At 69.7% G+C, this 14223-nt stretch carries 14 protein-coding genes; 13 read left to right on the plus strand and 1 reads right to left on the minus strand.

From position 1 onward, the window contains the following. Nucleotides 1-38 precede the first annotated feature (38 nt). From FHT36_RS03995 to FHT36_RS04055, 13 genes are all read left to right on the plus strand, one after another. The gene (locus tag FHT36_RS03995) at nt 39-323 is read left to right on the plus strand and encodes a sarcosine oxidase subunit delta (RefSeq protein WP_024279540.1); all 285 of its coding nucleotides are present in this window, start codon (nt 39-41) and stop codon (nt 321-323) included. Continuing rightward, nucleotides 320-3274 carry a sarcosine oxidase subunit alpha family protein gene (locus FHT36_RS04000; RefSeq protein ID WP_169121181.1) on the plus strand — a complete coding sequence of 985 codons (2955 nt, stop codon included), beginning with the start codon at nt 320-322 and terminating at the stop codon, nt 3272-3274. The genes FHT36_RS03995 and FHT36_RS04000 overlap by 4 nt, the downstream gene beginning before the upstream one ends. Further along, a complete protein-coding gene (locus tag FHT36_RS04005; protein ID WP_169121182.1) occupies nt 3267-3875 on the plus strand; it encodes a sarcosine oxidase subunit gamma family protein in 609 nt (202 codons plus the stop codon). Before FHT36_RS04000 ends, FHT36_RS04005 begins: the two co-directional genes overlap by 8 nt. 106 nt (nt 3876-3981) lie before the next feature. After that, the gene (gene purU, locus FHT36_RS04010; protein ID WP_169121183.1) at nt 3982-4851 is read left to right on the plus strand and encodes a formyltetrahydrofolate deformylase; all 870 of its coding nucleotides are present in this window, start codon (nt 3982-3984) and stop codon (nt 4849-4851) included. Nucleotides 4852-4922: 71 nt separating this feature from the next. After that, nucleotides 4923-5141 carry a hypothetical protein gene (locus tag FHT36_RS04015; RefSeq protein WP_169121184.1) on the plus strand — a complete coding sequence of 73 codons (219 nt, stop codon included), beginning with the start codon at nt 4923-4925 and terminating at the stop codon, nt 5139-5141. A gap of 191 nt (nt 5142-5332) precedes the next feature. Then, complete coding sequence (atzF, locus tag FHT36_RS04020; RefSeq protein ID WP_169121185.1) at nt 5333-7117, plus strand: allophanate hydrolase; 1785 nt, start codon at nt 5333-5335, stop codon at nt 7115-7117. Between the two features lie 117 nt (nt 7118-7234). Continuing rightward, the gene (locus tag FHT36_RS04025; RefSeq protein ID WP_210257548.1) at nt 7235-7537 is read left to right on the plus strand and encodes a hypothetical protein; all 303 of its coding nucleotides are present in this window, start codon (nt 7235-7237) and stop codon (nt 7535-7537) included. Next, a complete protein-coding gene (gene aztA / locus FHT36_RS04030; protein ID WP_169121186.1) occupies nt 7534-8274 on the plus strand; it encodes a zinc ABC transporter ATP-binding protein AztA in 741 nt (246 codons plus the stop codon). The genes FHT36_RS04025 and aztA overlap by 4 nt, the downstream gene beginning before the upstream one ends. A gap of 203 nt (nt 8275-8477) precedes the next feature. Beyond that, on the plus strand, nt 8478-9350 hold the full coding sequence (locus FHT36_RS04035; RefSeq protein ID WP_169121187.1) for a metal ABC transporter permease: 873 nt from the start codon (nt 8478-8480) through the stop codon (nt 9348-9350). A gap of 11 nt (nt 9351-9361) precedes the next feature. Then, entirely contained in the window at nt 9362-10351 is a 990-nt protein-coding gene (locus FHT36_RS04040) for a metal ABC transporter substrate-binding protein (protein WP_169121188.1), read from the plus strand. Between the two features lie 62 nt (nt 10352-10413). Next, nucleotides 10414-11484, plus strand: a complete 1071-nt coding sequence (locus FHT36_RS04045; RefSeq protein WP_169121189.1) for a GTP-binding protein — start codon at nt 10414-10416, stop codon at nt 11482-11484. A gap of 299 nt (nt 11485-11783) precedes the next feature. After that, nucleotides 11784-12593: a DUF2092 domain-containing protein gene (locus FHT36_RS04050; protein ID WP_169121190.1), complete on the plus strand. Its 810-nt coding sequence runs from the start codon at nt 11784-11786 to the stop codon at nt 12591-12593. 755 nt (nt 12594-13348) lie between these two features. Then, nucleotides 13349-13522 carry a hypothetical protein gene (locus FHT36_RS04055; protein WP_169121191.1) on the plus strand — a complete coding sequence of 58 codons (174 nt, stop codon included), beginning with the start codon at nt 13349-13351 and terminating at the stop codon, nt 13520-13522. Nucleotides 13523-13566: 44 nt separating this feature from the next. Here FHT36_RS04055 and FHT36_RS04060 read toward each other — a convergent pair whose 3' ends face one another. Beyond that, entirely contained in the window at nt 13567-14139 is a 573-nt protein-coding gene (locus FHT36_RS04060; RefSeq protein ID WP_169121192.1) for a TetR/AcrR family transcriptional regulator, read from the minus strand. Nucleotides 14140-14223: the final 84 nt, after the last annotated feature.

A 14223-nucleotide genomic window follows, 5' to 3' on the forward strand; every position in this document is an offset into this window, starting at 1 on the left:
GCCAAACTGCTCTTCACCCCTCCACCCGGACCTGACCCATGCGCATCACCTGTCCCTATTGCGGCGCGAGGTCGTCCCATGAGTTCGCCTATCTCGGCGATGCCGCGCCCACCCGGCCGGACCCGGCCGATCCTGAGGCGCCGGACGCCTTCAACGCCTACGTCTACGAGCGCGACAACGTCGCCGGCGTGATGGACGAGCTCTGGTACCACGCGGGCGGCTGCCGCCGCTGGCTCACCGTCACGCGCGACACCCGCACCCACGCCATCACCGCGGTGCGCTTCACGACCACGCGCTTCACCGGGACGGAGGCGGCCGAATGACCCGGCTTTCCGCAGGGGGGCTGATCGACCGCAGCCGCACCCTCTCCTTCAGCTTCGACGGCAAGAGCTACACCGGCCATCCCGGCGACACGCTGGCCTCAGCACTGCTCGCCAATGGCGTGCGCCTCGTCGGCCGCTCCTTCAAGTATCACCGGCCACGCGGCATCGTCACCGCCGGCTCGGAGGAGCCCAACGCGCTCGTGGAACTGCGCTCCGGCGCCCGGCGCGAGCCCAATACCCGCGCCACCACCATTGAACTGTTCGACGCACTGGAGGCCACCAGCCAGAACCGCTGGCCCTCGCTGGACGTCGACCTCCTCAGCATCAACCAGCTTGTGTCGCCCTTCCTCGGCGCGGGCTTCTACTACAAGACCTTCATGTGGCCCGCCGCCTTCTGGGAGAAGGTCTACGAGCCCATGATCCGCCGCGCCGCCGGCCTCGGTCGCGCGGCCGAGGCGGCCGACCCGGACCATTACGAGAAGGCCACCCATTTCTGCGACGTGCTGGTCATCGGCTCCGGCGCTACCGGCCTCGCGGCGGCCCTCGCGGCCGGACGCTCCGGCGCGCGGGTGGTGCTGGCGGACGAGGATTTCCGCCTCGGCGGCCGGCTCCTCTCCGAGCAGGCCGAGATCGACGGCGGCAGCGCGGCGGACTTCGTGACGCGCGCCCTCGCCGAACTGGCGAGCCTGCCCAACGTCCGGCTCATGCCGCGCACCACCGTGTTCGGCGCTTATGACGGCGGCGAATTCGGTGCGGTGGAGAAGGTGAGCGACCATCTCGCCGTCCCCGCCCCCTTCCAGCCCCGCCAGCGGCTGTGGCGCTTCATCGCGAAGCGCTCCGTGCTGGCGGCGGGGGCGTTCGACCGTCCCATCGTCTTCCCCGGCAATGACCGGCCCGGCGTCATGTCGGCGCTGGCGCTCGCCACCTATGCCACGCGCTTCGGCGTCGGCGCGGGGCCGCGGGCGGCGGGCTTCACCAACAACGACCACGCCGTCGCCGCGCTGCTCGATGCCGCCGCGGCCGGCGTGAAGCTGGAAGCCATCGCCGACGTGCGGGAGGCTGTCGCCCCGGCGCTGGCCGCCCGGGCGAAGGCGCTGGGCGTCGATCTCCTCACCGGAAGCGAGGTCATCGCCACCTCCGGCAAGTGCCTGTCGAGCGTCACGGTGCGCACGCCCAGCGGCGTCCGCACGCTCTCCGTGGAAGCGCTCGGCGTCTCCGGCGGCGCGACGCCCAATGTGAACCTCACCTGCCATCAGGGTGGCAGGCCCATCTGGCGCGAGGACATCGCCGCCTTCGTGCCCGGCGCCCTGCCGGTGGGCATGGCGGTGGCGGGCGCGGCGGCCGGCCACCTCACGCTCGCCGAAAGCCTCGCGGATGGCACCGCGCTGGGCGCCGCTGCGGCCGAGGATGCGGGCTCCGCGCCCGTCGCGGCTCCCGCCCCCGTGGCGGGCGATGCGCCCAACGGCCTCAAGGCCTTCTGGCAGGTGCACGCCAAGGGCCCCGCCTTCGTGGACCCGCAGAACGACGTGACCGCCAAGGACGTGGCCCTCGCCCATCGCGAAGGCTTCCGCGCGGTGGAGCTGTTGAAGCGCTACACCACGATGGGCATGGCCACGGACCAGGGCAAGACCTCCAACATGGCGGGCCTCGCCATCATGGCGGAGCTGACCGGCAAGGGCATTCCGCAGACCGGCACCACCGTGTTCCGCCCGCCCTATACACCCGTGGCCCTCGGCGTGCTCGCCGGCCACCATCGCGGCGTGGACTTCAAGCCCAGCCGCCCCACCCCCACCCACCAGTGGGCGGAGGAACAGGGCGCGGTGTTCGTGGAGACCGGACAGTGGCTGCGCGCCGCGTGGTTCCCGAAGGCCGGCGAGGACTGGCAGGCGGCGGTGAACCGCGAGGTGAAGGCGACGCGCGAAAGCGTCGGCGTCATCGACGTCTCCACCTTCGGCAAGATCGACCTTCAGGGGCCGGACGCGGGCCGGCTGCTGGATCGCGTCTACATCAACATGTTCTCCACCCTCGGCGTCGGCAAGGCACGCTACGGCGTGATGCTGCGCGAGGACGGGATCGTCATGGATGACGGCACCACCGCGCGCCTCGCCGACGACCATTATGTGATGACCACGACCACCGCCAACGCGGCCAAGGTGTTCCAGCATCTGGAATTCTGCCTGCAGGTGCTGTGGCCGGAACTGGACGTGTGCCTCGCCTCCATCACCGAGCAGTGGGCGCAGATCGCCGTCTCCGGCCCCCGCTCCCGCGACGTCCTGGCGAAGCTCGTGGATGGCGCCGATGTCTCCAACACCGGCCTGCCCTTCATGGGCGCGCGCCAGACCACGGTGATGGGCGGCGTGGAAGCGCGCGTCTTCCGCCTCTCCTTCTCCGGCGAGCTCGGCTACGAGATCGCGGTGCCCGCCCGCCACGGCGATGCGCTGATGCGGGCGATCATGGCGGCCGGCGCGCCCTATGGCATCACGCCCTACGGCGTCGAGACGCTGGCGGTGCTGCGCATCGAGAAGGGCCATGTCTCGGGCAGCGAGCTGAACGGGCAGACCTCCGCCCGCGACCTCGGCCTCGGCCGCATGGCCTCCACCAAGAAGGACTTCATCGGCCGCGTGATGGCGGGACGCCCCGCTTTCACCGATCCCGACCGGCCCACCTTCGTCGGCTTCCGGCCGGTGGACCGGAGCGCGCGGCTGAAAGCCGGGGCGCATTTCCTGGCGCTCGGGGCGGCCCCCACCACTGAGAATGACGAGGGCTACATGACCTCCGTCGCCTATTCGCCCATCCTCGGCCACTCCATCGGCCTCGGCCTCCTCAAGCGCGGGCCGGAGCGCATCGGCGAGACGCTGCGCGCCTATGACCCGGTGCGGGGCGGTGACATCGAGGTCGAGGTGTGCTCTCCCCACTTTGTCGATCCCGAAGGGGAGAAGCAGCGTGTCTGACCTCTTCCAGTCCCTCTCCCCCGTCCGTCTCCTCCCGGCCGGGCACTACGGCGTTGAAGGCATCACCGGCGTCACCGCGCAGGTGGTGACGAACCTTGCCGCCGCGACGCTGGTGGCCCGCAAGGGCAAGACCGCCGCTTTGATCGCCGCCGCCACCGCGTCCGGCCTGCCGCTCGTCGATGCGCCGAAGGCGAGCTTTGGCGCCGGGCTGGAAGCCGTCGGCACCGGCCCCGGCAAATGGCAGGTGTTTTCCGAAGGATCGAGCGGCGCCGCGTTGCGCCGGCGTCTGGAAGAGCTGGCGACCGACCTTGGCGCCGTGACCGACCAGAGCGACGCCAATCTCGTGCTCGACATCTGCGGCCCCAAGGCGCGCGAGGCGCTGGTGAAGGGCGTGGCGGTGGATCTCGACCCCCGCGCCTTCCAGCCGGGCGATGCGGCGACCACGCCGGTCTCCCATGTGGGCGTCACCTTCTGGCAGCGGGACAACGCGCCCAGCTATCGCTTCGCGGTGGGCAACACCTTCGCGCCCGCCTTTCTGCGCTGGCTGGCGGCGAGCGCGGCGGAATACGGCTTCGCCCTCTCCGGCACCGATCGAGGTTGACGGCAGCGCGGCGCGCGCCTCCTCTGCCACCCCCGAATTTGCCGAAAGGCGCCCGCCTGCGACCTCGCGCGGCGCGCCACCCCAGGACGCATCTTAAGGACGCACCATGACCAGCCCCAACGAGCCGTTCATCCTCGCCTTCTCCTGCCCCAACCGACCCGGCATCGTCGCCGGCGTCTCGACCTTCCTGTTCGAGAAGGGCTGCAACATTCTTGAGGCGCAGCAGTTCGACGACACCGAGACCCGCCGCTTCTTCATGCGCGTGGTGTTCAACGTGGTGGAGGGCGAGGCCAGCCTCGCCGAGATCCGCTCCGGCTTCTCGGCGGTGGCGGAGACCTTCTCGCTGAGCTTCACGCTCCGCCCCGTGTCGGAAAAGCGGAAGGTGCTGCTGCTCGCCTCCAAGTTCGACCATTGCCTCGCGGACCTGCTCTATCGCTGGCGCATCGGCGAGATCCCCATGGAGATCTCCGGCATCGTCTCCAACCACCCGCGCGAGACCTATGCCCATCTCGATTTCGACGGCATCCCCTTCCACCATCTGCCGGTGACCAAGGCCACCAAGCTGGAGCAGGAAACGCAGGTCTGGGAAATCTTCCAGTCCTCCGGCTCGGAGCTCGCCGTGCTCGCGCGCTACATGCAGGTGCTGTCGGACGGGCTGTCGGCCAAGCTCTCGGGCAAGTGCATCAACATCCACCACTCCTTCCTGCCCGGCTTCAAGGGCGCCAAGCCCTACCACCAGGCCCATGCGCGCGGCGTGAAGCTGATCGGCGCGACGGCCCATTACGTGACCTCGGACCTCGATGAAGGCCCGATCATCGAGCAGGACGTGGAGCGCATCTCCCACCAGGATTCGCCCGAGGATCTCGTGCGCAAGGGCCGCGATATCGAGCGCCGCGTGCTGGCCCGGGCCATCTCCTGGCACCTGCAGGACCGGGTGCTGCTGAACGGCTCGCGCACCGTGGTGTTCCGCGACTGAGCGTCACAAAGCGGAACCCGACACCGGGGCCGGGGCGTTGAAGGGGCGACATCCACAAAAAGGAGAGCCCCATGCAACGCCAGGGCATGCTTATCGCCGCGGCATTCGTGCTGGTCCTCGCGCTGGTCGCGGCGAACATGTTCTCCAACCGCGGCACGCCGGCGCCAAGCGAGACCGCACCGGAAAACATCACTGTGCCGCGCGGCAATCCCCCGCCGCTGACAACCGCACCCGATGCCGCGCCCGGCCGCACACTCTCGCCGTCGGAGCAGAACAGCACCCGCCCGTAAACGGCGCCCAATTTCTGGGCACAAGCCCCGTTTCCTGCGCCCCGCAGTGGCAAATCCAGCCGCGGCGGGGCGCAGCCATTTTAAGATAAGCATATGATATTTTTGTCTTTATCAGAAATTGCATACAAGTGGCGCGCTTCCTGCTAGACCTCTGCCATCAGGCGCGTGGAGCGCCGTCATCAGGGTAGACCATGCAGACCGTCGCCAGCCTCCTCGAAGCCCACAGGTCCGGCCTCCGCTCCGTCTCGGATACGGTGCGCGGCGTCTATGCCCGGCTTGCGGTGCATGACGACCCGGCCATGTTCATCACCCTGCGCGAGGAAGCCGACGTGCTGGCCGAGGCGGCGGCACTGGAAGCCGCCGGCAACACGGACCTGCCGCTCTACGGCGTCCCGGTGGCGGTGAAGGACAATATCGACGTCGCCGGCCTGCCCACCACCGCCGCCTGCCCGGCCTTCGCCTATGTGCCGGAGCGCGACGCCACCGTCGTGGCGCGGCTCAAGGCGGCGGGCGCGCTCATCATCGGCAAGACCAATCTCGACCAGTTCGCCACCGGCCTCGTGGGCGTGCGCTCGCCCTATGGCATCCCGCGCAATTCCGTGAACCCGGAGCTGGTGCCGGGCGGCTCTTCCTCCGGCTCGGCGGTGGCGGTGGGCGCGGGCATCGTGCCGGTGTCGCTGGGCACCGACACCGCCGGCTCCGGCCGCGTGCCGGCCATGCTGAACAACATCGTGGGCCTGAAGCCCTCCCTCGGCCTCGTGCCCAATACCGGCCTCGTGCCGGCCTGCAAGACGCTGGACTGCATCTCCATCTTCGCCCTCACCGTGGACGATGCCATGGCGGTGCTGGACGTGATCGCCGGCTTCGACGAGCAGGACGCCTATTCCCGCGATCTCCCGGTCGGCCCGCTCACCGCCGCGCCGCCCGCGCCGGTGCTGGGCATCCTGCCCGAGGCGCAGCGGGAGTTCTTCGGCGATGCCGAGTCCGCCGCGGCCTATGAGGAGGCGCTGGCGCGCTTCGCGTCGCTGGGCGCCGTGCTGAAGGAGATCGATTTCTCCGCCTTCGCCGAGACCGCGCGCCTGCTCTATGAGGGGCCGTGGGTGGCGGAGCGCTGGATCGCCGCCGAGCATTTGCTGACCACCGATCCCGATGCGGTGCATCCGGTGACGCGGGCCATCACCGAGCCGGGCGGCAAGGCGAGCGCGGCGGATGCCTTCCGCGCCATGTACCGGCTGAAGGAGCTGCGCGCGCGCGTCGCCCCCATCCTCGCCGGCATCGACGCGCTGCTGCTGCCCACCGCGCCCTCTGCCTACACGGTAGAAGAGGTGCTGGCCGACCCCATCCGCCTCAATTCGCGCAATGGCACCTACACCAATTTCGTGAACCTGATGGATCTGTGCGGCATCGCCGTGCCGACCAAGATCACCGCGGCCGGCGTACCCTATGGCATCACCCTCCTCGCCCCCGCCGGGCGGGACGCGGAGATGGCGGCGCTGGGCCGCGCCTATGTGGCGGCGGGCACCCTGCCCCTCGGCTGCGGCCACGCGCCGGCGCCGGAACTCCCCCCACTGGCGCCCGCCAGCGAGCCGGAGCGGCTCGATGTCTGCGTGTTCGGCGCCCACCTTTCCGGCATGCCGCTCAATGGCGACCTGAAGGCCATGGGCGCGCGCTTCGTGCGTGCCGCGAAGACCGTGCCGTCCTATCGCATGAAGCTCCTGACCGGCGCCGTGCCCCGCCCCGGCGTGGTGCGCGTGACTGCGGACGGCGCGGCGGTGGAGGGCGAGGTGTGGTCCCTGCCCTTCGAGGGCGTCGGCCGCCTCCTCGCCACCATTCCCGCGCCGCTCGGCCTCGGGCAGGTGGAGCTGGACGATGGCACCCGCGTCACCGGCTTCCTCGCCGAGGCGGCGGCTTTGGAGGGGGCGCGGGACATCACCGAGTTCCGCAGCTTCCGCGCCTTTGCCGCGGCCGCCGAATAGGCACGGCAACTGACTGAGGGGAACCGCACAAAAGCGTGCGGTGGGGCGTCGGCGGGCTGGACAAGGCTGAGCGATACACTGTATCAACTAGCCATCGAAAACAGCACGCCGGACCCCATGTCCCTGTCTCTTTCCCCTTCCGCAGCGACGCCGCCGGCCCGCGAGGCGACCGCCCGGCAGGACCGCGCCGCGCCCGTGGGCGCTGCCGCCGCGGGGGGACACGACCCGGCCAGCCATGGGCACGCCGGCGCGGCGCATGCGCCTCACGCCCATGCAGACTCCCCGGCGGACCGCAGGCCGCCCGTGCGCATCGGCGCATCGGTGCTGCGCATGTCCCTGGCCGGGCGGCTCGCGCTGGTGTCGGCGCTCATCATCGTCCTGTGGGGCGCCGTGCTGCTGGTGACGGGAGGCGGCGCATGAGCGCGCAGATTTCGTTCCGCAACCTCACCCTCGGCTATGAGCGCCACCCGGCCGTGCATCACCTCTCCGGCGAGGTGCAGCAGGGCGCGCTGCTCGCCATCTGCGGTGCCAACGGCGCCGGCAAGTCCACCCTGCTCAAGGGCATCGGCGGCGCGCTGAAGCCGCTCGGCGGCAGCATCGACCGCCACGGCCTCGACCCGCGCGAGATCGCCTACCTGCCGCAAGGCGCCGAGATCGACCGCAGCTTCCCCATCCATGTTTATGACATGGTGTCCATGGGCCTGTGGCGGCGGGCCGGCCTGTTCGGCGGCATCGGCCGCGCCGACCGCACCAAGATCGAGCACGCCATCGCCGCCGTCGGCCTCGAAGGCTTCGAGACCCGGCCCATCGGCACGCTCTCCGGCGGGCAGATGCAGCGCACCTTGTTCGCCCGCCTGCTGCTGCAGGACGCCCGCGTGATCCTGCTCGACGAGCCGTTCACGGCCCTCGATGCCAAGACCGTGTCGGACCTCGTGGACCTCGTCCGCCGCTGGCACGGCGAGAAGCGCACCGTCATCGCGGTGCTGCACGATTTCGACCTGGTGCGCGCGACCTTTCCGGAGACGCTTCTCCTCGCCCGCACCCCTGTCGCCTGGGGCCCCACCGCCGAAGCGCTCGGCCCCGAGAACCTGCTCAAGGCCCGCCGCCTGGGCGAGTCGTGGAGGGATGACGCCCTCCCCTGCTCCGACGCGGCCTGACGGAAAGACTTCACCGACCGGCCTCAGCCGGTTCCATGGACGCACATCGCTGCTCTTTCGCTTGGCCGGGGACCACGGGCTCCGTCCGAGGCCGATCCGGTTCCTCCAACCCACCGGATCGGCTCCCCGGCCAAGCGCAAGGGCATGGCGATGACTGATCCGGCCGGCCGCCTTTCGCGCGGCGCGCGGCCCGGGATGGTTCGATGAGCCTTTATGACACCTTCTTCGCTCCCTTCGCGGAGTTCGAGTTCATGCGGCGCGCGCTCGCCGGTGTGTTCGCGCTGTCGCTGGGCGCGGGGCCGGTGGGCGCCTTCCTGATGCTGCGGCGCATGTCGCTGACGGGCGACGCCATGGCCCACGCCATCCTCCCCGGCGCGGCCATCGGCTTCCTGTTCGCCGGCCTCAACCTCTACGCCATGACCGCCGGCGGCCTCGCGGCCGGCCTTCTGGTGGCCGTGGGCGCGGGCGTGGTGGCGCGCGCCACGGGGATGAAGGAGGACGCCTCGCTCGCGGCCTTCTATCTCATCTCGCTGGCGCTGGGCGTGCTCATCGTCTCGCTGCGCGGCTCCAACGTGGACCTGCTGCATGTGCTGTTCGGCACCGTGCTGGGTATCGACGACGCGACGCTCATGCTGATCGCCGGCATCACCACCGTCACGCTCCTCACCCTCGCCGTGGTGTGGCGGCCGCTGGTGCTGGAATGCGTGGACCCGACCTTCCTCGCCTCGGTCAGCCGCAGCGGCGGCGTCAGCCACATCGCCTTCCTGTCCCTGGTGGTGCTGAACCTCGTTGGCGGCTTCCATGCGCTGGGCACGCTGCTCTCGGTGGGGCTGATGATGCTGCCGGCGGCGACCGCGCGCTTCTTCGTGCGGGACCTCACCGCCCTCGTCACCACCTCGACGCTGATCGCCTTCGGCTCCGGCGTCGCCGGGCTGCTCGTTTCCTACCACCTCGGCACGCCGTCCGGCCCGTCCATCATCCTGGTCGCCGGGCTCGCTTATGCCGGCGCGGTCATCCTCGGGCCGATCGGCGGCCTCGCCGGCCGCTTCGTCCCCCGCCGTCACCTTGAAGCCTGAAGAGGACTTTCATGATCTCCCGACGTCTCCTCCTCGCCGCCGGCGTTGCCGGCACTTTGGCCGCCGGCCTTGGCCTGCCCATGGCCGGACCTGCGCTTGCGCAGGCGCCCGCCCAGAAGATGCCTGTGGTGGCCTCCTTCTCCATCCTCGGCGATTTCGTGAAGCAGGTGGGCGGCGACCGCGTGGCCGTCACCACCATCGTCGGCCCCAATGGCGACGCCCACGTCTACCAGCCCACCCCCGCCGACGCGAAGGCGGTGGCCGCCGCCAAGGTGGTGTTCGTGAACGGCCTCGGCTTCGAGGGCTGGATGGATCGCCTCATCAAGGCCTCCGGCACCAAGGCGCCCATCGTTGTCGCCACCAAGGGCATCACGCCGCGCACCGGCTTCGTCGATCATGACGACGACGAGAAGCCGAAGGGCAAGGGCAAGGACAAGCACAACCACGCCAAGGAAGGCGGCCACGACCACGGCGGCATCGATCCGCACGCCTGGCAGTCCATCGCCAACGCCAAGATCTACGTCGCCAACGTCCGCGACGGGCTGATCGCCGCCGATCCCGACGGGCGCGACGCCTATACCTCCAACGCCGCCGCCTACACCGCCAAGCTGGACGCGCTGGAGGCCGAGGTGAAGTCCGCCATGGCCAAGATCCCGGCCGACCAGCGCCGCATCATCACCTCGCACGACGCCTTCGGCTATTTCGGCGAGGCCTACGGCCTGACCCTGATCGCCCCCGAGGGCGTCTCCACCGAAAGCGAGGCGTCGGCCAAGGACGTGGGCCGCATCATCCGCCAGATCAAGGCGCAGAAGATCCCGGCGGTGTTCGTCGAGAACGTCACCGACCCGCGCCTCATCCAGCGCATCGCCAAGGAGAGCGGCGCCAAGGTGGGCGGCGAGCTTTATTCCGACGCGCTGTCCGATGACAAAGGCCCCGCGAGCACCTACATCGACATGATGCACTCCAACGTGCGCGAGCTCTCCACCGCCCTGTCGAGCTGAGCAAGCGCCCGTACCCCTCCGGCGGCCGCCATGCGCGGCCGCCGCCGTACCAAGGTGAAGCCATGGCTGAAACGCAGGCCGAGAAGATCCCCGTCACCGTGCTGACCGGCTACCTGGGCGCCGGCAAGACCACGCTGCTCAACCGCATCCTGTCGCAGCCCCACGGCAAGAAATTCGCCGTCATCGTCAACGAGTTCGGCGAGATCGGCATCGACAACGACCTCGTGGTGGGCGCCGACGAGGAAGTGTTCGAGATGAACAACGGGTGCATCTGCTGCACCGTGCGCGGCGACCTCATCCGCATCATCGACGGCCTGCTGCGCCGCAAGGGCGGCTTCGACGGCATCATCGTGGAGACCACCGGCCTCGCCGATCCCGCGCCCGTTGCCCAGACCTTCTTCGTGGACGAGGAAGTGCAGGCCAAGACCAAGCTCGACGCCGTGGTCACGGTGGCCGACGCCAAGTGGCTCTCCGACCGCCTGAAGGACGCCCCCGAGGCGAAGAACCAGGTGGCCTTCGCCGACGTGATCCTCCTCAACAAGACCGACCTCGTGACCGGCGCGGAGCTCGACGCGGTGGAAGCCCGCATCCGCGGCATCAACCCCTACGCCAAGCTCTACCGCACCCAGAAGTCCGAGATCGACATCGCCAAGGTGCTGAACCAGGGCGCCTTCGATCTGGAGCGCGTGCTGGAGCTGGAGCCCGCCTTCCTGGAGGAAGACGAGCACCATCACCACCATCATGAGCACGGCGAGGCCTGCGGCCCGGATTGCGGCCACGACCATCACGACCACGGTCATGACCATCATCACCACGGGCTGAAGGCGGTGCATGACGAGGAGATCCAGTCGGTCTCCTTCTCCACCGACAAGCCGCTGGACCCGGACAAGTTCTTCCCCTGGGTGCAGAACATCGTGCAGGTGGAGGGGCCGAACATCCTGCGCTCCAAGGGCATCCTCTCGTTCAAGGACGACCCCGACCGCTTCGTGTTCCAGGGCGTCCACATGATCCTCGACGGCGACCACCAGCGCCCGTGGAAGGACGACGAGAAGCGGCTGAGCCGCATCGTCTTCATCGGCCGCCAGCTGAAGCGCGACCTGCTCGAAGAAGGCTTCCTCGCCTGCGTGGCGTGAGGGAGCGAGGTTGCCGCAACGAGACCCAAAGGCCCGCCTTCGCGCGGGCCTTTTTGTTGGTGTCAATGACGGGGTACGCTTCCCGCAGTACCGTTTTCTGCTAGCTTGGCCGTACCTTGGGCCGGGGCGGCCCGGATGGGCAGCGGCCGGCGGCATCCCCGCCACATGGCCGGAAGACGGGGACGCCGAGAGGCGCTGGCGGCGACGCGGAACGGTCCCCCGCAGCCCACGCGAACAGGGCGCCCCACCAGGGCCAGCCGGCCATCCGGCCAGCAGAATCTCGACCCTGTGAGGCATTCATGTTCACTGCGAACAGCCTGAAGCGCGCCGCCGCGGCCTTTGCCGTGGCTGGAGTCGTGTGGGGCGGCGGAGGCGCACCCGCGGCCGCCGCGCCCCCCGGCCCCGGAAAGAACCAGTCGGCAGCGGCGATCGACCCCGCCGTCGTCACCGGCCTGACCGCCATGGGCAAGTATCTTTCCGGCCTGACCCGCTTCGAATTCACCGCCGACACCACCATCGAGACCGTGCTGCGTGGCGGCCATCAGGTGGAGATCGGCGGCACCGTGCACTATTTCGTCCAGTTCCCCGGTCACGTGCGGGTGGACAGCGAGACGGACACGGTGAAGCGGCAATATTTCCTCGACGGGAAGACCTTCACCATCGTCGCGCCGGCGGAAGGCTATTACGGGCAGGTGCCGGCCAAACCGACCATCCGCGACACGCTTATCGACGCCGCCCAGACCCTCGACGTGGAGTTGCCGCTCGCCGACCTCTACGAGTGGTCCGATCCCGCGACTGCGCTGAAGCCGTTCCACCGCGGGTTCGCCGTCGGCACCGCCAAGGTGGATGGTGTGGCGACCGACCATTACGTCCTCCTCGGCCGCAATGTGGACGTGGAGTTCTGGGTCCAGCAGGGCGATACGCCCTTGCCGCTCAAGATCGCACTGGTCGATCACCGGGTCCACGGCAGCCCGCGCTTCTCCGCCCGCCTCAAATGGGTCACCGCTCCGACCTTCGGCGACGACGTGTTCGCCTTCACGCCCGGCAAGGAGGTGGTGCGCATCGAGGTGCTGAAGCCCGAGGCCACCACCGGCAAGGGAGGCAAGTGATGGCTCAGCACGCAAGATCACGCACCAGGTCGCTCGCCAAGCGCCTTGGCGTGGCGACGAGCCTCCTCGCCCTCGCCGCGGCCACAGCAGGGCCGGTGCAGGCCCGCGGCTTCGCCTTCCACGGGGGCAGTGGGTTCGGCCACGGCGATTTCGGACGCGGCGGATTTGGGCGCGGCGGATTCGACATGGCTGCCCCGCACATGAATGCGTCGCCCCACTACAATGCGCACCCGAGCTTCAACCGCCCGATCCCGCCCGGCCACCATTTCCCCACGCCGGCGCACAATCCCGATCCCGGCCGCCAGTTCCCGAAACCGGCGCCCAATCCCGACCCGGGCCGACACTTTCCCAAGCCGGCCCCCAACCCCGACCCCGGACCGCATCCGGGACCCGGTCCGCACCCCGGGCCGGGGCCTGGACCTCATCCTGGGCCAGGACCTCATCCTGGGCCGGGACCGGGGCCTGGGCCTCACCCTGGACCTGGGCCGGGCCCCGGACCGCACCCTGGACCGGGACCAGGGCCTGGGCCGGGACCGCACCCTGGGCCCGGACCTGGGCCTGGACCCGGGCCGGGACCTGGACCCGGACCTGGACCTGGACCTGGACCCGGACCTCACCCCTGGCCCGGCCCTGGACCGGGACCTGGGCCGCATCCCTGGCCCGGACCCGGACCGTATCCGCCCTACCATCCCGGCTATTGGCCCGGCCCTTACTATCCGAACGGCTGGTGGGGTGCGGCGGCGGCCGGGGCGGCGGTGGGTGCGGCGGTCACGGCGGCGGCCATCGGCAGCTATGTCTATTCGCTGCCGGATGAATGCACGCAGGTGGTGGTGGGCGCTGTCGCCTATCAGCAGTGCGGGCCCAACTGGTACCTGCCCCAGTTCGTGGGTGGCCATGTGGTCTACCGCGTGGTGGCCGATCCGAACTGACGATCAGAGGGCGGCGCCATCCGGCGCCGCCTTTCCTTCCGCCCTCAGGCCACCAGCCCGCGCACCAGCAAGTCGTGATATTCGAGGGCCACGTCTTCCGCCGACTTGTCGCCGCCGGGCTTGAACCAGCGCGCCATCCAGCTCAGCAGCGAGAGCACCGCGCGCCCGGTCATGGCCGCGCCCACCTCGCGGAAGGAGCCGTCGGCGACGCCGTCGGCGATGATCCGGCGCAGCAGGCCCTCATGGGCGTCGCGCAAGGCGAGGGCATCGTCCTTAAGCCCGGTATTGGCCATGCCGGAGAAACCCACCAGCATGGTGACGAAGCAATCGTAATTGTCGGCGAGGAAGCGGGCATGGGCGACCATGAACTGCTTGAGCTGTTCGGCCGGCGTGTCCTCCCGCTTCACGGCCGCCGCTGATGCGTCGTTGAGGCCAGTGAGCGTGAAGATGATGATGGCGTCATAGATCTCCTGCTTGGAGGAGAAATAGTTGTAGATGGCGCCCTTGGAATAGTTGAGCGACCGCGCCACCTCGCTGAGCGAGGATTCCACATAGCCCTTCTGCGCGAACAATTGCGCCGCCTGCCGCAGGATTTCCGCGCGCGGGTCGTTCATCATCGGCGGACGGCCGAGGCGTGCGCCGTCGCCGTCCGCCGCGACGCGCAGCGCCGCCGATTTCGGCGGACGTCCGCGCCGCCGGGC

The organism is Xanthobacter sp. SG618, assembly GCF_012932745.1.
Lineage (GTDB): Bacteria > Pseudomonadota > Alphaproteobacteria > Rhizobiales > Xanthobacteraceae > Xanthobacter > Xanthobacter flavus.